The sequence below is a fragment of the Streptomyces sp. MK37H genome, from assembly GCF_018035285.1.
Classification (GTDB): domain Bacteria; phylum Actinomycetota; class Actinomycetes; order Streptomycetales; family Streptomycetaceae; genus Streptomyces; species Streptomyces endocoffeicus.
Genome location: NZ_JAAAYH010000012.1, coordinates 1 through 23,727, shown reverse-complemented (window position 1 = coordinate 23,727; position 23,727 = coordinate 1). Strand labels below are relative to the sequence as shown.

5 protein-coding genes and 1 pseudogene are annotated in these 23,727 nt (G+C 75.3%); all 6 read right to left on the bottom strand.

Going from position 1 to position 23,727, the window contains the following annotated elements; genetic code table 11:
• Window positions 1–21: 21 nt before the first annotated feature.
• Window positions 22–837: a thioesterase II family protein gene (locus tag GWI24_RS03530; protein WP_210944424.1), complete on the bottom strand. Its 816-nt coding sequence runs from the start codon at window positions 835–837 to the stop codon at window positions 22–24.
• Between the two features lie 56 nt (window positions 838–893).
• Window positions 894–4,922, bottom strand: coding sequence for a type I polyketide synthase (locus GWI24_RS03525; RefSeq protein WP_210944423.1), 4,029 nt, complete (start codon window positions 4,920–4,922; stop codon window positions 894–896).
• Window positions 4,919–11,611: a type I polyketide synthase gene (locus tag GWI24_RS46050; protein WP_210944422.1), complete on the bottom strand. Its 6,693-nt coding sequence runs from the start codon at window positions 11,609–11,611 to the stop codon at window positions 4,919–4,921. The genes GWI24_RS03525 and GWI24_RS46050 overlap by 4 nt, the downstream gene beginning before the upstream one ends.
• 73 nt (window positions 11,612–11,684) lie before the next feature.
• On the bottom strand, window positions 11,685–17,354 hold the full coding sequence (locus GWI24_RS03515) for a type I polyketide synthase (RefSeq protein ID WP_210944421.1): 5,670 nt from the start codon (window positions 17,352–17,354) through the stop codon (window positions 11,685–11,687).
• 54 nt (window positions 17,355–17,408) lie between these two features.
• Window positions 17,409–22,391, bottom strand: a pseudogene (locus GWI24_RS03510) (type I polyketide synthase); the annotation flags it as partial.
• A 67-nt stretch (window positions 22,392–22,458) separates the two neighbouring features.
• The coding region (locus tag GWI24_RS03505; RefSeq protein WP_210944419.1) for a KR domain-containing protein at window positions 22,459–23,727 on the bottom strand (1,269 nt) is incomplete at its 5' end.

Sequence of the window (23,727 nt, the reverse complement as noted above, 5' to 3'; positions counted from 1 at the left end):
GGTCGTTGGGGCGTGGTGCGGTCAGCCGGCGGTGACCGAGGAGAGGGTTTCGGCCACCGCCCGGGCCACCTGCCGCCACTGGGCGGTGAGGTAGAAGTGGTCGCCGGGGAAGGTGCGGAACGTGACGGGGCCGGTCGTCTCGTCGGCCCAGCCCCTCGCCTCCGCCTCCCCGGCCCACGGGTCCCGGTCCCCGAGGAGGACGGCGACCGGGCAGCGCAGCGGCGGCCCGGGAACGTAGCGGTAGCCGTCCACCGCCTTGTAGTCGCCGCGCAGCACGGGCAGCACCATCCGCAGGATGCCCGGGTCGGACAACAGATCGGCAGACGTGCCGCTGAGGTGGCGCAGGTCGGCGATCAGTTCGGCGTCCCGGCGCCGGTGGAGCTGGACGTCCGCGTGGAGCGAGGGCGCGGGCCGCCCGGAGATGATCAGCGCGGTGGGCCGCCGCTCGTACCGGGTCTCCAGCCGACGGGCGACCTCCCAGGCCAGCAGCGCGCCCATGCTGTGCCCGAACAGGGCCAGCGGGGCGTCCCCGGCGTGCGCCAGCGCCTCGGCGGTGCGGTCCGCGAGGACGGACAGGTCCTCGATGACCGGCTCGGCGCGCCGTTCCTGCCGCCCGGGGTACTGCACCGCGAGCACCTCGGCCGCGTCTGCCGCTTCCGCCGCCTCGGGGCTCTCGGCGATCTCGGCCATCTCGCGGGCCAGCGGCTGGAAGAAGGTGGCCGATCCCCCGGCGTGCGGCAGGCAGATCAGCTGGGTCCGGCGACCCGCGCCGCCCGCCCCCGGGACCGGGGTGTACCGCGTGAGCCACGAGCCGGCCTTGCGGTCCCATTGGGTCATCGCGCGCTCTCTTTCTCTTTGCTCGGTCGTCAGGTGGGGCCGGGGTCGGGGTCGGGTCATGGCCGGTCGGCACGCAGCCAGTTCTCCACGGCCTGGGCGGTCTTGGCCGCGTTGTCGCCCTCCAGCATCGAGAAGTGGTCGCCGGGGACCTCCTCGAGCGTGTGCGGCGGCTCCCAGACGACCCGCCAGCCGTCGCCCTCGGGCCGGGCGTCCGGGCCGCCCAGCGGCTCACTGGCGCGCACCAGGAGGGTCGGGGCGCCGATCTCCGGCACCGCGTAGTCGAACTCGGCGTACCGGGCCCGGGCGGTGACCCAGGCGTCGTCCGCGCCGTCGCCCGCCGACGCGATGCGCTCTCCGCGGCCGAGCAGCGAGCCCTGCACCGCGTCGCCCCATTCGGCCGCGTCGAGGCCGTGCTTCCCGCCCCAGGTGGGTGTGTCGAGCAGGACCAGGGCCTCGGGTCGGGTGTCCCCGCTCTCCAGCCGGGCCGTCACCACGCTCGCGATCGAACCGCCGCCGGAGTGGCCCAGCAGCGCGAACCGCCTGCCGTCGGCCGCCCGCAGCACCGCGTCGGCCAGCGCGTCGGCCATGGCCTCCACGGTCGCGGGCAGCGGCTCGCCCGCGAGGAAGCCGGGGAGCCCGGTCATCGCGGCCGGGCGCCGGCCGCGGAAGCCGGAGGCGAGGCGCGCGTACTGGTAGAAGTTCTGCTGCCATACGAACGACGGGAAGCAGATCAGCACCGGCTCGTCGGGGCCGTCGCACAGCCACACCGTGCGCGGCCGCCGCGTCAGGTCCGTGCCGGACGTGAACGAGGGCCGGTACGCGGCGAGCGCGGCCATCAGGGGATGGACCTCGGCCGCCCTGCCCTCCTGGCAGGCGCGCAGGAACAGGGCGTTCAGGCCCTCGGCGGAGGCGGAGGTTCCGGGCGCGGACGTGGGCGTGGCTGTGGCAGGGGCGGCGGCCGGGCCGTCCGGCGCGCTCTCCGCCACCTCGCGGGCGAGGAACTCCGCCACGTCCACGGCGGTGGGATGGTCGAAGACCACAGTGGTGGGCAGGGCGAGCCCGGCGGCGGCGCCGAGCAGGGCGGCGAACTCGGCCGCCGATATGGAGTCGAAGCCGAGGTCGGCGAGGTTCCGGCCCGGGGCCACCGCGTCGGCGGAGACATGGCCGAGGGTGTCCGCCGCGTACTGGCGTACCACGGCGGTCAGTTGCTCCCGGCGCTCGTCCTCGCCCAGCGCGCGCAGCCGCTCCCGAAGCGATCCGGGGGTCTCGGCGGACGCGGCGGGGCCGGGGGCTCCGGTGAGGGGGCGTACGACGCCCTCGGCCTCCGGGGTGGCGTCCTCCAGCCAGAACCGGCGGCGCTGGAAGGCGTACGTCGGCAGGTCGACCCGTCGGCCGCCGCCGTACACCGCGTTCCAGTCGGGGTGGATGCCCCGGACGTACGCGGCGGCCACGGCGGCGAGCGCGGTACGGGTTTCCGGCCGCCGGTGACGCAGTGTCGGGATCAGCGCCGCCTCGGCGGCGCGGTCGCCGAGGCAGTCCCGGGCCATCGCGGTGAGGACGGCGTCGGGGCCCAGCTCCAGGAACACGGTGACGTGTTCGTCGGCGAGGGTGCGCACCCCGTCCAGGAAGCGGACGGCCTGGCGGATGTGGCGGGCCCAGTAGTCCGGTGAGCACAGCTCCTGTTCGGAGGCGAGCCGCCCGGTCACGTTGGAGACGACCGGGATGCGCGGCGCGGCGTACGACAGTCCGGCCGCGACGCGCCGGAACTCCGCCAGCACCGGTTCCATCCGGGGCGAGTGGAAGGCGTGGCTGACCCGCAGCCGCTTCGTCTTGCGGCCCTGCCCGGTGAAGTGTGCGGCCACCTCCGCGACGGCCTCCTCGTCGCCGGAGACCACGGTGGCGCGGGGGCCGTTGACGGCCGCGACGGACATCTCGGCTTCGCGGCCCGCCAGCAGCGGCGCCACCTCGTCCTCGGACGCCTGGAGCGCGTACATCGCGCCGCCGTCCGGCAGCGCGCGCATCAGGGTGGCGCGGGCCGCCACGAGCGCGGCGGCGTCGGCGAGCGGGAGGACCCCGGACACGTGGGCGGCGGACAGCTCGCCCACCGAGTGGCCGATGAGATGGCCGGGGACGATGCCCCAGGACTCCCACAGGCGGTACTGCGCCACCTGTAGGGCGAACGTGGCGGTCTGGGTGTAGAGCGTATCGTCCAGCAGCGCGGCCTCGGGGGTGTCCTCGGCGGCGAAGACCACCTCGCGCAGCGGGCGGTCCAGATGCCGGTCGACCTGCTCGCACGCCTCGTCGAAGGCGCGCGCGTACACCGGGAACGCCTCGTACAGCTCCCGTCCCATCCCGGGGCGCTGAGCGCCCTGGCCGGTGAACAGGAACGCCGTGCGGCCGCGCGCCGACGCGGATCCCGTGAACACGGCGGGGTCGGGCGTTCCGGCGGCCAGCGCGCGCAGGGCGCGCAAGCCCTCGTCGCGGCCGTCGGCGATCACCGCGGCGCGCTCCTCCAGGGCGGCGCGCGTGGTCGCCAGCGACAGGGCGACGTCGGCCAGGGGGAGTTCGGGGTACCGCTCCAGGTGCGCCGCCAGCCGTTCCGCCTGGGCGGCCAGTGCCGGACCGGTCTGTCCGGAGACCGCCAGCAGGACGGCTCCCTCCCGGGCCGCACCGCCCTCTCCGTCGGCCGGGGACTGTGCCGGTGCCTGTTCGAGGATCACGTGGGCGTTGGTGCCGCTGATGCCGAAGGCCGAGACCCCCGCGCGGCGCGGGCGGTCGTTCTCCGGCCAGGGCCGGGGCTCGGTGAGCAGCCGTACCGCGCCGGAGGACCAGTCGACACCGGGCGTGGGCTCGTCCACGTGCAGGGTCTCGGGCAGCAGGCCGTGACGTATGGCCTGCACCATCTTGATGACCCCGGCCAGTCCTGCGGCGGTCCCGGCGTGCCCGAAGTTGGACTTCACCGAGCCGAGCCACAAGGGGCGGTCGGCGGGCCGGTTCTGCCCGTAGGTGGCCAGCAGTGCCCGCGCCTCGATGGGGTCGCCGAGCTTGGTGCCGGTGCCGTGTGCCTCGACGGCGTCGACCTCGTGCCCGTCCAGGCCCGCGCTGTCCAGGGCGGAGCGGATCAGCCTGCGCTGTGCGGCGCCGCTGGGCGCGGTCAGGCCGTTGCTGGCGCCGTCCTGGTTGACCGCGGAGCCGCGGATCACCGCCAGCGCCCGGTGGCCGCTCCGCCGCGCGTCGGACAACCGCTCCAGGACGAGCGCGCCCGCGCCCTCCGCCCAGGCGGTGCCGTCGGCCGCGGCGGCGAACGCCTTGGCTCGCCCGTCGGCCGCGAGCCCGCCCTGCCGGGTGAACTCCACGAACAGGGCGGGGGTCGGCATCACGGTCACGGCGCCGACCAGCGCGAGCGGGCACTCGCCGGACCGCAGCGCGTACATGGCCTGGTGGAGTGCCACCAGGCCCGAGGAGCAGGCCGTGTCGATGGAGACGGCGGGCCCCTCCAGGCCGAGGACGTACGCGATGCGCCCGGAGGCGACGGAGGTGACGTTCCCGGTCATCGAGTAGCCGTGGACACCGGCCGGGATGTGGGTGACGTCGGACCCGTAGGCCGAGTAGGAGATGCCGATGTACGTACCGGTCCGGCTGCCCTTGAGCGACAGCGGGTCGAGACCTGCCCGTTCGAACGCCTCCCAGGAGACCTCCAGCATGACCCGCTGCTGCGGGTCCATGGCCAGCGCCTCGCGCGGCGAGATGCCGAAGAAGTCGGCGTCGAAGTGCGAGACGTGGTCGAGGAATCCGCCCTCGCGGGCGGCGGAGGCGCCGGGGCCGCCGTCCTCGGTGCCGAACAGCCCCTCGATGTCCCAGCCCCGGTCCCGGGGGACCTCGGTCATCATGTCCCGGCCGGCCGCGACGCCCTGCCACATCTCCTCGGGCGACCCGGCGCCTCCGGGGAAGCGGCAGGCCATGCCGACGACGGCGATCGGCTCCGACGCGGCGGCGCGCAGCGCCTGGTTCTGGCGGCGCAGCCGGTCGGTCTCGGTCACCGCCGCGCGCAGCGCCTCGACCACCTTCTCGTTCGGGGTGCTCATGCGTCACCGCCTTCGCCGAGCGCGGCCCGGACGAGGTCGTCGAGGTCCATCGCGGCGATCTGGCCGGAGTCGTCCCCCTCCTCCTCCCCCGCCGGGGCCCCGGCGGCCGGGTCCGCGGCCAGCTCCAGCAGGGTGTCGAGCACCCCGGCGCCGCGTAGTCGGGACAGCGGCAGCGAGGCGAGCAGGGCGCGGACGCGCTCCTCCTCGGGGTCGGCGGCGGGCAGTGCCTCGGCCTCGGGGACGAGTTCGAGGTGGAGGTGTTCGGCCAGCTCACCGGGCGAGGGGAAGTCGAACACCAGGGTGCTGGCCAGGGTGAGGCCGGTGGCCGCGCCGAGCCGGTTGCGCAGTTCGACGGCGGTGAGCGAGTCCAGGCCCATGTCCTTGAAGGCCCGGTCGCCGCCGACCGCGTCGGCCGACGGCAGCCCGAGCACGGCCGCCACATGCAGGCGTACCAGTTCCACCAGCAGCTCCCGCTGTTCGGCGGCCGACCGGCCGGCCAGCCGGGACCGCAGCGAGCGCGCCTCGACGGCGGCGCCGCCGGAGTCGGCGACCTGACGGGCCGCCGGGGCACGGCCGCGGACCAGTTCGCGCAGCATGCCGGGCAGCGGCCCGGCCCCGGCCCTGTCGCGCAGGGCGGCCAGGTCGAGCCGGGTGGGGACCACGAGCGGTTCCCCGGACGCGCGGCCCGCGTCGAACAGGGCCATGCCCTCTTCGGAGGAGATGGGCAGCACGCCCGAGCGCGCCATCCTGGCCAGGTGGGCCTCCTCCAGGCGGCCGGTCAGCTCACTGGTCTCGGCCCAGTAGCCCCAGGCCATGGACACCGCGGGCAGTCCCCGGGCGCGGCGGTGGTGGGCGAAGGCGTCGAGGAAGGCGTTGGCGGCGGCGTAGTTGCTCTGGCCGGGGTTGCCGAGGACGCCCGCGCCCGCGGAGTACAGTACGAAGTCGGTGAGGTCGGCGTCGCGGGTCAGCTCGTGCAGGTTGACCACGGCGTCGACCTTGGGCCGCAGCACCCGGTCGACCTGTTCGGGCGTCAGCGACTCCAGCAGCCCGTCCTCCAGCACGCCTGCGGTGTGCACCACGGCGGTCAGCGGCCGGTCGGCGGGGACGGCGGCGAGCAGCGCGGCGAGGGCGTCGCGGTCGGCGGCGTCACAGGCGGCGATCTCCACGCTGTGCGCGCCCAGGCCGGTCAGCTCCGCCGCCAGCTCCCCGGCGCCCGTGGCGTCCCGGCCGCGGCGGGAGGTCAGCAGCAGATGGCGTACGCCGTGCCCGGCCACCAGGTGGCGGGCGACCACCCCGCCCAGGGTGCCGGTACCGCCGGTGACCAGGACGGTGCCGTCGGGGGCCGGCGGCCGGGGCACGGTCAGCACCAGCTTGCCGGTGTGCCGGGCCTGGCTCATGAGGCGGAACGCCTCCGGGGCGCGGCGCACGTCCCAGGTGCGCACCGGCAACGGCCGCAGCACCCGCCGCTCGAACAGCTTGACCAGCGTGGCCAGGATCTCGCCGATCCGGTCGGCCCCGGCGTCGATGAGGTCGTAGCGCCGGTAGCCGACACCCGGGTACGCCTCGGCGACGGCGGCCGGCTCGCGCGGGTCGGTCTTGCCCATCTCCAGGAACCGACCGCCGCGTGGCAGCAGCCGCAGCGAGGCGTCGGTGAACTCGCCCGCGAGCGAGTTCAGTACGGCGTCCACGCCGCGCCCGCCGGTGGCGGTGCGGAACTTCTCCTCGAAGTCGAGGGTGCGGGAGGAGGCGATGTGCCCGGCGTCCAGGCCCATCCCGCGCAGCGTGTCCCACTTGGGCTCGCTCGCCGTGGCGTACACCTCGGCACCGAAGTAGCGGGCGAGCTGCACGGCGGCCATGCCCACGCCGCCGGTCGCCGCGTGCACGAGCACCGACTGGCCGTCGCGGAGGCCGCCGAGGTCGGCCAGGCCGAAGTACGCGGTGAGGAACGCCGCCGGGACCGCCGCGGCCTGCTCGTAGGACCAGCCGCGCGGAACGCGGACCACCAGCCGCTGGTCGACCACGGAGACCGGGCCGAACGGGTCGGGCAGCAGGCCCATGACGCGGTCGCCGACCGCGACACCGGTCACCTCGGAGCCGATCTCGGTGATCACACCGGCGCCCTCGCTGCCCAGCCGCGCCTGGCCGGGCACCATGCCCAGGCTCACCAGCACATCGCGGAAGTTGACGCCCGCCGCGCGCACCGACACCCGCACCTGGCCCGGCTCCAGCGGGGCCAGGGCCTCGGGATGGGGCAGCAGCGCCAGGTTGTCCAGTGTGCCGGGCCCGGTGGTGTCCAGCCGCCAGGCGGTCTCGCCGGGTGGCGGCGCCAGGAGCTCCCCGGCCGCGGCGCGGGCGAGACGCGGGGTGAGCGCGGTGCCGACGCGCAGCGCGAGCTGCGTCTCCCCGGCGGCGACGGCCGCCTTGACGGCCACCGCGAACCGGGCCCGCGACTCGTCGCGTCCGTCGACGTCGACCAGCAGCAGCCGCCCCGGGTGCTCGGCCTGCGCGGAGCGCAGCAGGCCCCACAGCGCGGCGTGGGTCAGGTCGGTCACGTCCTCGCCGCTCCGCACGGCCACCGCCCGGCGGGTGATCAGCACCAGCCGGCCGCCGCTCAGCCGCTCGTCGGCCAGCCAGCCGCGCACCTGCTCCAGCACCTCGGTCACGGTCCGGTGCACGGCCGCGGTGAGGCCGGCGCCACGGTCGCCTCCGGCGGGCGGGTCGAACGACCACAGCGCCACCTCGGGGACGGGCGCTCCCGCCTCGACGGCCGCGCCCAGTTCCTCGCGCCCGGCGTACGCGGCGCTGAAGGCGCCGGTGTTGCGCAGCGCCGGGGCCAGCCCGTGGGCGTCGTCGCCGAGCACCGCCCAGCCCGCCCCTTCCGGGGCACCGGCGTCCATCGGCAGCGGGTTCCAGTCCACCCGGAACAGGGCGTCGCGGGTCGGGTCGGCGCCGCCGCGCAGCGCCTCGGCGCGGACCGGGCGCATCACCAGCGAGCCGATGGTGACCACGGGCGCGCCCTGGGCGTCGGCGAGGGTCACCGACAGAGTGTCCGGTCCGGCGGCGGTGATCCGCACCCGGACCGCGGTGGCGCCGACGGCGTGCAGCGTCACATCCCGCCAGGCGAACGGCAGATACGTCTCCTCGCCCAGGAAGTCGCCGAAACCGATGGCGTGCAGGGCGGCGTCCAGCAGGGCTGGGTGGATGCCGAACCGGGCGGCGTCCTGGTGGAGTCCGGGCGGCAGGGCGGCCTCGGCGTACACCGTCCCGCCCTGCCGCCAGGCCGAGCGCAGGCCCTGGAAGGCGGGGCCGAAGCGGTACGGCGAGTCCTGGGCGCGCTCGTACATGCCCTCGACCTGGAGCGGCTCGGCCCCGGCCGGGGGCCAGGGGTTGAGCGCTTGGGGCGCGGCCGCGGCGCCGGGGGCGAGGACGGCGGTGGCGTGGCGGGTCCACGGGGCGTCCGGTTCGGCGGTCTCCTCCCGCGCGTACACCTCCATCTCGCGGCGGCCGTTCCCGTCCGGCGCCGCGACGGTGACCTGGACCGCGACCCCGCCGCGTTCGGGCAGGGCGAGCGGGGTGGCCAGGGTCAGTTCGGCCACCCGGGAGCAGTCGGCCAGGTCGGCGGCGTGCAGCGCGAGTTCGGCGAACGCGGTGCCGGGCACCAGCACGGTTCCGGCCACGACATGGTCGGCCAGCCACGGGTGGGTACGGGTCGACAGCCGGCCGGTCAGCAGCAGCCGGCCGCCGTCGGCCGGGCGCACCACGGCGCCGAGCAGCGGATGCCCGGCGGTGGCCAGCCCCAGGTCGGCGACGTCGCCGCCGCCCTTGTACTCGGCCTTCAGCCAGTACGTGCGGTGCTGGAAGGCATAGGTGGGCAGGCCGAGGAAGCGCCGGCCGGCGTTTCCGGCGAAGACGGCGTCCCAGTCGACGGGAACGCCGTGGACGTACCCCTCGGCGAGGGAGGTCACGAAGCGCTCCGGGCCGCCCTCGCCGCGCCGCAGCGAACCGAGGGCGGCCGCCTGGACGCCGGCGTCGTCGAAGGTCTCCTGCAGGCCGACCGCGAGCACCGGGTGGGCGCTGCACTCGACGAAGGAGCGGTGGCCGTCGGCGAGGAGCGCGCGGACGGCGTCGTCGAACCGCACGGTCTGCCGCAGGTTGGTGTACCAGTACTCGGCGTCGAGGGTCGTGGTGTCGACGGTCGCGCCGGTGACGGTGGAGTACAGCGGCACCTCGGCGGGGCGCGGCTCGATGCCGTCCAGCGCCTCGACGACCCGTTCCCGGATGGATTCGACCTGCGCGGAGTGGGAGGCGTAGTCCACCGCGACGCGCTTGGCGCGCACCCCGTCGGCCTCGCAGCCGGCCAGCAGTTCCGTCAGCGCGTCGGGGTCGCCGGACACCACGGTGGAGGAGGGTCCGTTGACCGAGGCGATGGAGATACGGTCGGCCCAGGGCACGATGCGCTCCCGCACCCGCTCGGCAGGGAGCGGGACCGACACCATGCCGCCCCGGCCGGACAGGCCCTCGGAGATGGCGCGGGCGCGCAGCGCCACCACCTTGGCGGCATCCTCCAGGGACAGGGCGCCCGCGACGGCGGCCGCCGCGATCTCGCCCTGGCTGTGCCCGACCACGGCGGAGGGCCGCACCCCGGCGGCGCGCCACAGTTCGGCGAGCGAGACCATCACGGCCCACAGCGCGGACTGGACGACCACGACGTCGTCCAGTCCGGCGGCGCCCTCGGCGCCGTGGATGGCGTCCACCACCGAGCAGCCGGTCCAAGGCCGCAGGGCCTTGTCGCAGGCGGCCATCCGGTCGGCGAAGACAGGCGAGGACGTGATGAGACCGTCGGCCATGCCCAGCCACTGCGAGCCCTGGCCGGGGAAGACGAACGCCACGCGGGCGGCGCCCTGCCGGGCGGTGCCGGTGACCAGGTTAGCCGCCGGGGCGCCGTCCTCCAGGGCCGTGAGCCCGGCGAGCGCGGCGGTCCGGTCCGGGGCCAGGACCACCGCCCGGTGGTCGAGCGCGGCGCGGGTGACCGCCAGCGACCGGCCGATGTCGGGCAGCGGGTGCTCCGGGTGGTTCCCGGCGAACTCCGCGAGCCGCGCGGCCTGGTCGCGCAGGGCGTCGGCGGACTTGGCGGAAACGGCCCAGGGCACGACGGGGAGTTCGAGGATGCGCCGGACGGGGCGTGCGGGCGCGGTGCGGGCGGCGTCGGCCCCGGTCTCCTCCTCGTCCGGTGTCTCCCGTGCCGCCTCGGCCGGTGCCGCCTCGGCCGGTGCCCCGTCGGCCGGTGCCCCGTCGGCCGCCGCGTCCTCGGCCGGTGCCTCCTCGACGATGACGTGGGCGTTGGTGCCGCTGATGCCGAAGGCGGAGACGGCGGCGCGGCGCGGATGGCCGTCGCGCTTCCACACCACCGGTTCGGTCAGCAGCTCGACGGCGCCGGAGGACCAGTCGATGTGCGGGGACGGCGCGTCCACGTGGAGGGTGCGCGGCAGCACGTCGTTGACCAGGCCCAGCACCATCTTCATCACCCCGGCCACCCCGGCGGCGTGGGCGGTGTGGCCGAGGTTGGACTTGACCGAGCCCAGCCACAGCGGCTGGCCGGCGGGCCGGTCCCGGCCGTAGGTGGCGAGCAGCGCGGCGGCCTCGATCGGGTCGCCGAGCGAGGTCCCGGTGCCGTGCGCCTCGACGGCGTCGACCTGGTCGGCGGAGAGGCGGGCATCGGCCAGCGCGTCCTGGATGACCCGCTCCTGGGAGGGGCCGTTGGGGGCGGTCAGACCGTTGCTGGCGCCGTCCTGGTTGAGCGCGGAGCCGCGGATCAGTGCGAGCACCGGGTGCCCGTTGCGCCGCGCGTCGGACAGCCGCTCCAGCAGCAGCAGCCCGGCGCCCTCGGAGGGCCCGAACCCGTTGGCGCCCGCGGCGAACGCCTTGCAGCGGCCGTCGGGGGCCAGGGCACGCTGGCGGCTGAAGGCGATGAACCCCTGCGGGGTGGGCATCAGGGCGACGCCGCCTGCCAGCGCCATCCCGCATTCGCCGCCGCGCAGCGCCTGCACCGCCACATGCAGGGCGACCAGCGACGAGGAACAGGCGGTGTCGATCGTCAGGGCCGGGCCCTCCAGGCCGAAGCTGTACGACACCCGCCCGGAGATGACACTGGCGAACGAGCCGACCCCGGTATACCCCTCAAGTCCTTCCGGCACCTTCTGATGGCCGGTCACATAGTCGATGGTGGCGGCGCCGACGAAGACGCCGGTCCGGCTGCCCCGGACCGAGGTGGGGTCGATCCCGGCGCGTTCGAACGCCTCCCAGGAGGTCTCCAGCAGCAGCCGCTGCTGCGGGTCCATGATCAGCGCCTCACGGGCGTTGACGCTGAAGAAGTCGGCGTCGAAGTCGCCCGCCTCGTGCAGGAAGCCGCTCTCCTGGACGTAGTTCTTGCCCTCGGAGTCCGGGTCGGGATCGTAGAGGTTCTCCAGGTCCCAGCCGCGGTTCTCGGGGAACGGGGAGATCGCGTCCCGGCCCTCGGCCAGCAGCTCCCACAGCGCCTCGGGGGTGCGGGCCCCGCCGGGGTAGCGGCAGGCCATGCTGACGATGGCCACGGGCTCCGGCTCCTCAAGATCCCGGATCCGGCGGCGGGCCCTGCGGAGGTCGGCGGTGGCGCGCTTGAGGTAGTCGCGCAGCTTGTCTTCGCTGTTCATCGGCTCGCTGTTCATCGGCTGTCACACCCATCCATCGCCGGTTCCGGTAGTTCTGTGGTGGCCGCCGGGCAATTCACGGCGTGTCCAGTTCGTCGTCGAGCAGCGCGAACAGTTCGGTGTCGCTGGCGGTGCCGAGGTCGTCGTCCCCGGTACCGGCGGCCGGAGCGCACATCTCCTGCGCGTCGTTCCACTTCGACACCAGGGCGTGCAGCCGGTGGGTGACCTTCTTGCGGATGTCCTCGTCACCGGCCGCCGCCGTCAGCAGGGCGGCCTCCAGCTTGTCCAGCTCGGCCAGGGCGGGCGGCGCGGCGGCGCCCTCGTCGGGGGCGAGCCGGTCGCGCAGGAAGCGGGCGGTGGCGTCCAGCGTCGGATGGTCGAAGACCAGGCTGGCCGGCAACTGCAGCCCGGACGCGGACTGGAGGCGGTTGCGCAGTTCGAGCGCGGTGAGCGAGTCGAAGCCCAGCTCCTTGAAGGCGCGGTCGGGTTCGATGGCCTCCGGGGTGCCGTGGCCGAGCACCGAGGCGACATGGCCGCGGACCAGTTCGACGAGTCGGTGGTGCTGGTCCGCCGCGGACAGCCCGGCCAGCCGGGCCGCCCAGTCCGAGTCGGCGCCGGGCTCCTCGCCCGCCGAGGCGGTGCGCTTGGCGGGGGCACCCGCGCGGACCAGCCCGCTCAGCAGGTCGGGCAGGGTGCCCTCGGCGGCCCGGACGCGCAGGGCGGCGGTGTCCAGCCGTACGGGCATGAGCAGCGGGTCGCCGAGGACCGCGGCGTGGTCGAACAGCGCGGTGCCCTCGGCGGCGGACAGCGGCAGGATACCGGCCCGGGCGATCTTGGTGGCGTCGGCGTCCTGGGCCATCTCACCGCTCTGCGCCCACAGGCCCCAGGCGAGGGACTGGGCGGGCAGGCCGCGGGTCCGGCGGTCCTGGGCGAGAGCGCCCAGGAAGGCGTTGGCGGCCGCGTAGTTGGCCTGCGCCATGCTGCCGAGCACGCCCGACGCCGACGAGAACAGCACGAACGCGGTCAGGCCGGCGTCCTGGGTCAGCTCGTGGAGGTGGACGGCCGCGTCGACCTTCGGGGCGAAGACCGCCGTCACGTCGTCGGGCGTCAGCGACTCGATGGGCGCGTCGGACAGGACTCCCGCGGCGTGCACCACACCGGTCAGCGGCCGCCCGGCCGGAACACCCTCGAGCAGCCGTTCGACGGCGGCCCGGTCGGAGACGTCGCACGCCTCGATCGCGACCGTGGCGCCGAGCCCGGTCAGCTCCCGCTCCAGCTCGGCGGCGCCCGCCGCGTCCCGGCCACGGCGGCTGGTGAGCAGCAGATGGCGTACGCCGTGCCCGGCGACAAGGTGGCGGGCCAGGACCGCGCCGAGGCCGCCGGTGCCTCCGGTGATGAGGACGGTGCCGTCGGGGCCCCAGGCGGGCTCGGGACGGTCGGCGGCCGGGTGGTCGGCGACGGCGCGTACGGCACGGGGCACCACGACCGCCCCGGCGCGCAGCGCCATCTGCGCCTCGCCGGAGGCGAGCACGGCCGGGACCGCGCCCGGGAAGACGGCGAGCGAACCCTCGTCGGCGTCGAGGTCGAGCAGCGCGAAGCGGCCGGGGTGGGCGGACTGGGCGGAGCGTACGAGGCCCCAGGCCGCGGCGTGGGCGAGGCCCACGGGCTCGTCGGCGTCATGGGTGACGACCGCGCCCCGGGTGACGACGGTGAGACGGCAGCCGGCGAACCGCTCGTCGGCCAGCCACTCCTGGATCAGGGCGAGCAGCCGGATGGTGGACCGGGTGGCCTCGCGGGTGAGGTCGTCGCCCGTCGGGCGGGGGCCGCCGGTCGCGGGCGCGGCGAAGGAGACGACGGCCAGTTCGGGCGCGGGCAGTCCCGCGTCGACCGCCTCGCCGAGCGCCGCGAGGCTGTCGTACGTCTGCGGATAGGCGCCCGACTCCTCGAGGGCATCGGCCAGTTCGAGCGGGTCGTCGCCGATGAGGATCCAGTCGGCCGACTGTCCGGGGGCCGGGACCGGGGTCCACTCCAGCCGGTACAGCGAGTCGCGCACCGTGTCGCCCGCGCTGCGCAGTTCGGCACCGGTCAGCGGGCGGAAGGTCACCGCGTCGACGGTGGCGACGGGAGCGCCGGTGCGGTCGGCGAGGGTGACGGCGAACGTGTCGTCGTCGCCGGTGGGCCGGAGGTGGACGCGCAGTTCGGTGGCGCCGACGGCGTGGAGGGCGAGGCCCGACCAGTCCGACCACTGCACGGCGCCGCGCCGCTCCAGGCCGGCGGGCTGGAGTGCCGCTTCCAGCAGCGCCGGGTGGAGGCCGAAGCCGTCCCCGCGGCGGTCCTCGTCCAGGGTGACCTCGGCGTAGACCTCCCGGCCGATCCGCCACACGGCGGTGAGCCCGCGGAAGGCGGGGCCGTAGTCCTGGCCCGCCTCGGCGGTGCGGGGGTAGAAGTTGGCCACGCTGACGGGCTGGGCGTCGGCCGGCGGCCACGCGGTCAGGGCCGCGTCGGCGTCGGGGGCGCCGGAGCCGCCGGAGGCGAGCACACCGGTGGCGTGCCGGGTCCAGGGCGCGTCGGCCCCGGCGTCCTCGGCGCGGGTGTCCTCGGCGCGGGCGTAGACGTCGACGGTGCGGCGGCCGTCGGCGTCCGGCGCGCCGAGCACGAGCTGCGTCTGGACCGCGCCGTCCTCGGGCAGCACCAGTGGCGTCTCCAGAACGAGGGACTCCAGCCGGTCGTGGCCGCTGTCCTCGCCCGCGTGCAGGGCGAGTTCGGCCAGGACGGCGCCGGGCAGGACGACGGTGCCCTCCACGGCGTGGTCGGCGAGCCAGGGGTGGGTGCGCGGCGAGAGCCGTCCGGTGAGCAGGAGCTGATCGCCGCCCGCGACCGCGACCCGGGCCATCAGCAGCGGGTGGCCGGTGGCGCCGAGGCCCAAGCCGGTGGCGTCGCCGGGGCGGCCGGGGCCCGCGTCCAGCCAGTAACGCTCGCGCTGGAAGGCGTACGTGGGCAGGTCGACGCGGCGGGCGCCGGTCCCGTCGAAGAGCGCGTCCCAGTCGACGGCCAGGCCGTGGACATAGCCTTCGGCGACCGAGGTGAGGAAGCGGTCCGGGCCGCCCTCACCACGGCGCAGGGTGCCCAGCGCGACGGCGGTGCTCCCGGTGTCCTCGAAGGTCTCCTGGAGGCCGACGGTGAGCACGGGGTGGGGGCTGGCCTCGACGAAGAAGCCGAAGCCGTCGCGGAGAAGTGCGCGCACGGTCTCGTCGAAGCGGACCTCCTGGCGGAGGTTGGTGTACCAGTACGTGGCGTCCAGTTCCTCGGTGCCGAGGAGCCCGGCGGTCACGGTGGAGTAGAACGGGATGTCGCCGCGGCGCGGCTCGATGCCCTCCAGCGCGCCGATGACCCGCTCGCGGATGGACTCCACAGGGGCGGAGTGGGAGGCGTAGTCGACGGCGACGCGCTTGGCGCGGATGTCGTCGGCCGCGCATCCGGCGAGCAGTTCCTCCACGGCGTCCGCCTCGCCCGACACCACCGTGTAGGACGGGCCGTTGACGGAGGCGATGGACAGGCGGCCCGCCCAGGGCTCGATACGGCCGCGTACCTGCTCGGCGGGGAGCGGCACGGACGCCATGGCGCCCCGGCCGGACAGGCCCTCGGCGATGGCGCGGGCCCGCAGCGCGACCACCCGGGCCGCGTCCTCCAGGGACAGCGCCCCGGCGACGGCGGCGGCCGCGATCTCGCCCTGGCTGTGGCCGATCACCGCGGCGGGCTCGGCCCCGGCCGCGCGCCACACCGCGGCCAGGGACACCATCACGGCCCACAGCGACGCCTGGACCACGACCACGTCGTCCAGCGAGGGCGCGCCGGCCCCGCCGCGTACGACATCGGTGACCGACCAGTCCACGTACGGGCGCAGCGCCTCGTCGCACTCGGCGAGCCTCGTCGCGAACACCGGCGAGGACTCCAGGAGTCCGGCGGCCATGCCGAGCCACTGGGAGCCCTGGCCGGGGAAGACGAACGCCACGCGGGGGACGCCCGAGCGCACGGCGCCGGTGACCAGGTGCGGCGCGGGGGCGCCGTCGGTCAGCGCGGCGAGCCCGGCCAGGGCGCCGTCGCGGTCCGCGGCGAGCACCACGGCCCGGTGGTCCAGCGCCTCGCGGGTGAGGGCGAGCGAGGCTCCGAGGTCGGCGACGGAGCCCTCGGCGCCGGTGCCGACGTGGGCCGACAGCCGCTGGGCCTGGGCGCGCAGCGCGGCGGCCGTGCGGCCGGACACCGGCCACGGCACGATGTCGCCGACCAGGCCCGCCACGGGGCCGTTCGGGGTCATGGCCTCGTCGGCCGGGGCTTCGCTCGCGGCCCCGGCCGGGGCGTCCTCGGCGGGGGCCTCTTCGAGGATGACGTGGGCGTTGGTGCCGCTGATGCCGAAGGCGGAGACCCCGGCCCGGCGCGGGTGGCCGTTCGGCGTCCACTTCACCGGCTCGGTGAGCAGCCTGACGGTGCCGGAGGACCAGTTGACCCGCGGGGTGGGGGCGTCCACGTGCAGGGTTTTGGGCAGCAGGTCATGGCGGAGCGCCAGCACCATCTTGATGACACCGGCCACACCGGCGGCGGCCTGGGTGTGGCCGATGTTGGACTTGACCGAGCCCAGCCACAGCGGCCGGTCGGCGGGGCGGTCCATGCCATAGGTGGCGAACAGGGCCTGCGCCTCGATCGGGTCGCCCAGAGTGGTGCCGGTGCCGTGCGCCTCCACGGCGTCGACCTCGTCGGCGGTGAGCCGGGCGTTGGCGAGTGCCGCTTCGATGACGCGGGCCTGCGAGGGGCCATTGGGGGCGGTGAGGCCGTTGGATGCGCCGTCCTGGTTGACGGCGGAGCCGCGGACGACGGCGAGAACCTTGTGGCCGTTGCGGCGGGCGTCGGAGAGCCGCTCCAGCAGGACGAGCCCGGCACCCTCGGAGAAGCCGGTGCCGTCGGCGGCGGCCGCGAACGCCTTGCAGCGGGCGTCGGCCGCGAGGATCTGCTGACGGCTGAACTCCACGAACTCCATGGGGCTCGGCATCACCATCGCGCCGCCCGCGAGGGCCAGCGAGGATTCCCCGGCGCGCAGCGACTGCACGGCCCAGTGGAGTGCGACGAGCGACGAGGAGCAGGCCGTGTCGATGGTGACGGCGGGCCCCTCCAGGCCGAAGGTGTACGAGACGCGGCCGGAGACGACGCTGTTCGCGGACCCGGTCATCGTGTAGCCCTCAAGGCCCTCGGGTATCTGCTCGACGTCCGCGCCGTATCCGGTGTACGAGGCGCCGACAAATACCCCGGTGCGGCTTCCGCGCAGCGTTCCCGGATCGATTCCGGCGCGTTCGAATGCCTCGTAGGAGGATTCCAGGATCAGCCGCTGCTGCGGGTCCATGGCCAGGGCCTCGCGCGGGGATATGCCGAAAAGCGACGGGTCGAATTCGGCGGCGGTCTCGACGAATCCGCCCTCGCAGGAGAGTTCCTTGCCCTCGGGGTCGGTGAGGTCGAGGGCCGCCAGGTCCCATCCTCGGTCGCCGGGGAAGGGGGTCATCGCATCCCCGCCCTCGGCGAGCAGGTTCCACAGACTCTCGGGGGACTCCGTGCCACCGGGGTAGCGGCAGGCCATGCCGACGATGGCGATGGGCTCGTGGTCCTTGCCCTCGACGGCACGCAGCCGCCGCTGGGTCTGGCGCAGATCGGCCATGACCTTATTGAGGTATTCCCGAAGCTTCTTTTCGTCGTTCGTCATGTCAGTACTCTCCGGTGATAGCTGAGAACCTTCAGGGACTTGTCTGTGAGCGGGTCACGTCGTTCCCAGCTCTCGGTCAATAAGGTCGAACATCTCGTCGTTGCTCACGGCCGTGAATTCTGTGTCGGCCGTATCCGGGCCATGGGCCGGAGCGGCCGTGGAATCGCTCGCGCTCCATTTCCACAGCAGCTTCTCGATACGGGTGGTGAGCGCCGCCCGTGCCGCGTCGCCGGGCGCGGCCTGCGCCAGGGCGCTCTCCAGTGCCTCCAGTTCGGCCAGCCCCGGCACCGCCTCCTCATCGGCGGCGAGGCCCATCTCCTGCCACAGGTGCCCGGCGACGGCGTCGGGGGTGGGGAAGTCGAAGACCAGGGTGGAGGGGAGGGTGAGGCCGGTGGCGGCGCCGATCCGGTTGCGCAGTTCGACCGCCATGAGGGAGTCGAAGCCCAGCTCGCGGAAGGGCTTGTGGGGGTCGATGGCGTCGCGCGCGTTCTCCTCCAGGGTGACGTGGCCCATCACGACGCCCGCGTGGGAGCGGACCACTTCGAGCAGTTCGTGTTCCTGCTCGGGCCGGGACCGCCCGGCCAGCCGCGACCGCAGCCCGTCGGCCGCCGCGCCGCTGGTCGCCGGGTCTTCGGCGGTCTCCCCCGCGCCGCCCGCCGCGAGGGCGCGTACGGCCTCGGGGATCTCGGCGAACAGCGCGGTGGGCCGCTTGGCGTGGAAGACCGGTGCGAAGCGGTCCCAGCGCAGGTCGATCAGGACGGCGGTGGTCTCGTCGCGGTCCAGGACATGCCTCAGGGCGGTGGCGGCCGACTCCGGTGCCATCTCGTGGATGCCTTCGAGCCGGCCCCGGGCGCCGACCGTCCCGGCGGCCATCCCGGTGCCCGCCCAGGTGCCCCAGGCCACCGAGGTGGCGGGCAGGCCCTCGGCGCGGCGGGCCTCGGCGAGCGCGTCCAGGAACGCGTTGCCGGGCGCGTAGTTGCCGAGCGCGGGCAGCCCGAAGGTGGCGCCGAAGGACGAGCACAGGACGAACGCCGACAGGCCGAGGCCACGGGTCAGTTCGTGCAGATGCAGCGCGCCGTGCGCCTTGACCCGCAGGACGCGGTCCATCTGCTCGGGGGTGAGCGAGTCCACCACCCCGTCGTCCAGGACGGCGGCGGCGTGGATGACGGCGGTCAGCGGATGCTCGGCGGGGATGTCGGCGAGCAGCCGCGCGACCTCCTCGCGGTCGGCGACGTCGCAGGCCGCGACGGTGACGCGGGCGCCGAGCGCGGTGAGTTCGGCCGTCAGGTCGGCAGCGCCGGGCGCCTCGGCGCCGCGCCGCCCGGCCAGCACCAGATGGGCGGCGCCGGCCCGGGCCAGCGAACGCGCCACATGGCCGCCGATGCCCCCGGTGCCGCCGGTGATCAGCACGGTGCCGTCCGGTTGCCACGCGCGCACCACGGGGGTGTCGGCGGCCGGGGCGTGGACGAGCCGCCGGGCGTGCAGTCCGGTGGCGCGTACGGCCAGGTGGTCCTCGTCGGCGGGACCGGCCAGCCCGGCCGCCAACAGGTCGACCGCGGCGTCGTCCACGTCGGCGGGCAGATCGGCGAGTCCGCCCCACAGATGGGGCTGTTCGAGCGCGACGACCCGTCCCAGGCCCCACACATGGGCCTGCACGGGGTGGGTCAGCGGGTCGTCCGCGCCCACCGACACCGCGCCCCGGGTGGCGCACCACAGCCGTGGCGTGGCGCCCGCCTCCTCGCTCACCTCGACCAGCGCCTGAGCGAGGGCCACGGTGGCGGCCAGCCCGGTGGGCAGGGCGGGGTGGCCGGGGTGCGGGGCCTCGTCGAGGGCGAGGAGCGACAGCACACCGGCCACCCCGTCCGGGTGGTCGAGGGCGCCGCGCAGCAGCCCGGCCAGATGTGTACGGTCCGCCTCGGCCGGGTCCACGACCAGCCGCTCGGCGCGGGCGCCCGAGTCGGTGAGGGCCCGCAGGGCGCCGTCCGCCCAGGCGTCGTCGGCCGCGCCCGACGGAACGACCAGCAGCCAGCGGCCGTTCACCGCCGGGGACCCGGCGGCCACGGGGCGCCAGACGACGCGGTAGCGCCAGCCGTCGATCACCGACTCCTCACGCCGCCTGCCGCGCCACGACGACAGGGCGGGCAGCACCGCGCTCAGCGGCTGGTCGGCGTCGATCTCCAGCTCGGCCGCCACCCGGTCGAGATCGCCACTGTCGACCGCCTCCCAGAACCCGGCCTCCACCGGGTCGGCGGCGGGCGCCACGGCGTTCTCCCCGGCCCCGGCGGGCTCCTCCAGCCAGTAGCGCTGCCGCTGGAAGGCGTACGTGGGCAGCTCCACGGGGCGGGGGTCGGTACCGGCGAACACCGCGTCCCAGTCGACGTCCAGACCGCGTACGTACCCCTCGGCGAGCGAGGTGAGGAAACGCGCCGGGCCGCCCTCGTCACGGCGCAGCGTGCCCAGCGCCACGGCGGGCCGCCCGGTGTCCTCGAACGTCTCCTGGAGGCCGACGGTGAGCACCGGGTGGGCGCTGGACTCGATGAAGTGGCGGAAGCCGTCGGCGAGCAGCGCCCGGACGGTTTCGTCGAAGCGGACGGTCCGGCGGAGGTTGGTGACCCAGTACTCGGGGTCCAGCCCGGCGGTGTCGACGAGGCCGCCGGTCACCGTCGAGTAGAACGGGATCTCGGCGGCGCGGGGCGTGATGCCGTCGAGGGCGTCCAGCACCTGGTCGCGGATGGCGTCCACCTGGGCGGAGTGGGAGGCATAGTCCACGGCGATGCGGCGGGCCCGGATCTCGTCCGCCTCGCACGCCGCCAGCAGCTCTTCCAGCGCCTCCGGTTCGCCGGACACCACGGTGGACGACGGCCCGTTGACCGAGGCCACCGAGATCCGCTCGCCCCAGGGTTCCGCGCGCTTGGCGGTCTCGGCGGCGGGCAGCGCGACGGACACCATGCCACCCCTGCCCGACAGCACCTGGCCGATCGCGCGGGCCCGCAGCGCCACCACGCGGGCGGCATCCTCCAGCGACAGCGCGCCGGACACCGCAGCGGCGGCGATCTCGCCCTGGCTGTGGCCGATCACGGCGTCCGGTGTGACTCCGGCGGCCCGCCACTGCGCGGCCAGCGACACCATCACCGCCCACAGCGCGGACTGCACCACCTCGACATCCTCGAAGTCCGGCGCGGATGCGCCGCCTCGGATGGCGTCGATCACCGACCAGCCCGTCAGGGGGCGCAGTGCCGCGTCGCACTCCTGGAGCCGCCCGGCGAACACCGGCGAAGACTCCAGCAGCTCCATGGCCATCCCCCGCCACTGGGAGCCCTGACCGGGGAAGACGAACACCACCCGGCCCGGCTCCTCCGCCACCCCGGTGACCACTCCGGCGGCGGGCAGCCCCTCGGCGACCGCTGTGAGCCCGGCCAACGCGCCCTCACGGTCCGCGGCCAGCACCGCGGCGCGGTGTTCGAAGGCGGAGCGGGTGGTGGCGAGGGCGTGGCCGGTGTCCGTGAGGGAGAAGTCCACAAGGGCTTCGGTGTGTGCGGCGAGCCGGGCGGCCTGGGCCCGCAGCGCGGCCTCCGACCGGCCCGAGACCACCCACGGTACGACGGCCATCGGCCTGGCGGGTTCCGTAGCGGCGGGCTCCGGCTCGGGCGGCTCGGGCGCCTCCTCGATGATCACGTGGGCGTTGGTGCCGCTGATGCCGAAGGCGGAGACCCCGGCGCGGCGCGGCCGCCCCTCGGCCGGGCGCCACTCCACGGGCTCGGTCAGCAGCTCGACCGCGCCCGAGGACCAGTTCACATGCGAGGTCGGCCGGTCCACGTACAGCGTCTTCGGCAGCAGGCCGTTCCGGAGCGCCTGCACCATCTTGATGACCCCGGCCACGCCCGCCGCCGGGCCCGAGTGGCCGAAGTTGGACTTGATGGAGCCGAGCCGCAGCGGCCGGCCGTCCGGCCGCCCCTGCCCGTAGGTGGCCAGCAGCGCCTGCGCCTCGATCGGGTCGCCCAGCGTCGTTCCCGTGCCATGGGCCTCGACCGCGTCCACATCGGCGGCGCCGAGCCGGGCGTTGGCGAGGGCGGCGCGGATGACCCGCTCCTGGGCGAGGTTGTTGGGCGCGGAGAGGCCGTTGCTGGCGCCGTCCTGGTTGAGGGCGGAGCCACGGACCACAGCGAGCACCCGGTGGCCGTTGCGCCGGGCGTCCGACAGCCGCTCGACGAGCAGGACGCCCGCGCCCTCGGCCCAGTTGGTGCCGTCCGCCGCCTCCGCGAACGCCTTGATCCGCCCGTCCTTCGCCAGTCCGCGCTGACGGCTGAATTCCACGAACGCGTCCGGGACCGGCATCACGGTCACGCCCCCGGCCAGCGCCATCGAGCACTCCCCGGCCCGCAGCGCCTGCACCGCCAGATGCAGCGCCACCAGCGACGACGAGCACGCCGTCTCCACACTCACGGCCGGCCCCCGCAGCCCGAGGGTGTACGCGATACGTCCCGAGGCGACGCTCGCCATCGTGCCGGTGATCACATACCCCTCGACCGGCTCCGGCGTCTCGCTCAGCCGCGACACGTACTCGGTGGCGACGATGCCCGTGTAGACCCCGACCTGGGTGTCCTTCATCGCCCGCGGGTCGAGTCCGGCCCGTTCGAACGCCTCCCAGGAGGTCTCCAGCAGCAGCCGCTGCTGCGGGTCCATGCCCAGCGCCTCGCGCGGGGTGATGCCGAAGAAGGCCGGGTCGAAGTCGCCCGCGCCGGTCAGGAAACCACCATCGCGGACGTAACTCGTGCCCCGGGAGTCCGGGTCCGGGTCGTACAGCCTGGCCACGTCCCAGCCCCGGTCCTCGGGGAACGGGCCGATGGCGTCCCGGCCCTCCGCCACCAGCTCCCACAGGTCCTCGGGGGTTTCCACCCCGCCGGGATAGCGGCAGGCCATGCCGACGATCGCGATCGGCTCATGGCCGGCCGCCTCCGCCTCGCGCAACCGCTGGCGGGTCTGGCTCAGGTCCGCCGTCACCCGCTTGAGGTAATCGCGAAGCTTCTCTTCGGTGTTGCCCATGTCCCCTGTACTCCTTCGAAACCCCGTCAAGTCCCGTCAAGCCCGCAGCACCGCCGGATGTTCAGGAGGCGCCCAGTTCCTTGTCGATCAGCGCGAACATCTCGTCGTCCGAGGCGGTGTCGAGCGTGTCCCGCCCGATCACGCCCGCCGAGGCGTCGTCCGGATCACCGCTCCACTTCCACAGCAGGGCCTCCAGCCGCTTGGTGATCTGGTCCCGCGTCCCCGGGTCCGGGTCCGCCGCCGTGGCCAGCTCGGAGAGCTGGGCGTCGATCCGGTCCAGCTCGGCGAGGACCGGTGGCGCGGCGGCCTGGCCCGGCCGCATCTCGTCCAGCAGGAAACGCACCAGCGCCAGCGGGGTCGGATAGGTGAAGACGAGCGTGGCGGGCAGTTGCAGACCGGTGGTCGCGCCGAGCCGATTGCGCAGTTCGACCGCGGTGAGCGAGTCGAAGCCGAGGTCCTTGAACGCCCGGTCGGCGGCCACGTCGTCCGCGGTGGCGTGGCGCAGTACGGCCGCCACCTCCCTACGCAGCAGCTCCAGCAGCGTGCGCTCCTGCTCGGGGCGGTCCATCCCGGCCAGCCGCCGGGCCAGTTCGGTCCGCCGCGCCCCCTCGCCGCCCGGCCCGGCGGCCGAGGCGCGGCGCGCCGGGGTGCGTACCAGGCCGCGCAGCGGGGCGGGGATTCCGCCCGCGGCGGCGGGGGTGGCCAGCGCTGTGGTGTCCAGCCGTACGGGCAGCGCCAGCGGGTCGGTGCCTCGCAGCGCCGCGTCGAACAAGGCCAATCCCTCGGCGGTGGTGAACGGCAGCACGCCCGAGCCCCGGGCGTCCGGCGCGGCGGCCTCCCACGGGCCCCAGGCCAGGGACACGGCGGGCAGCCCGGCGGCGCGGCGGTGCTGGGCGAGGGCGTCCAGGAAGACGCCCGCCGCACCGAGGTTGGCCTGCCCCGGGTTGCCGAGCGTTCCGGCGACCGACGAGAACAGGACGAAGGAGGCCAGGGCGGGGTGGTCGCGGAGGAGATCATGGAGGTGCGCGGCCACGTCCGCCTTGGGCCGCAGCACACCGTCGAGCTGATCGGCGGTCAGCGCCCCGATCAGCCCGTCGTCCAGGGTCCCGGCGGCGTGGACGACGGCGGTGAGCGGATGCGCGGCGGGGACGCCCTCCAGTACGGCGGCGAGCGCGTCACGGTCCGCCGCGTCGCAGGCCGCGACGTCGACGCTCGCCCCGGCCGCGGTCAGCTCCCCGGCCAGCTCGGCGGCGCCGGGGGCGGCGGGCCCCCGGCGGCCGACCAGCAGCAGGTGGCGGATGCCGTGTTCGGCCACCAGGTGACGGGCCAG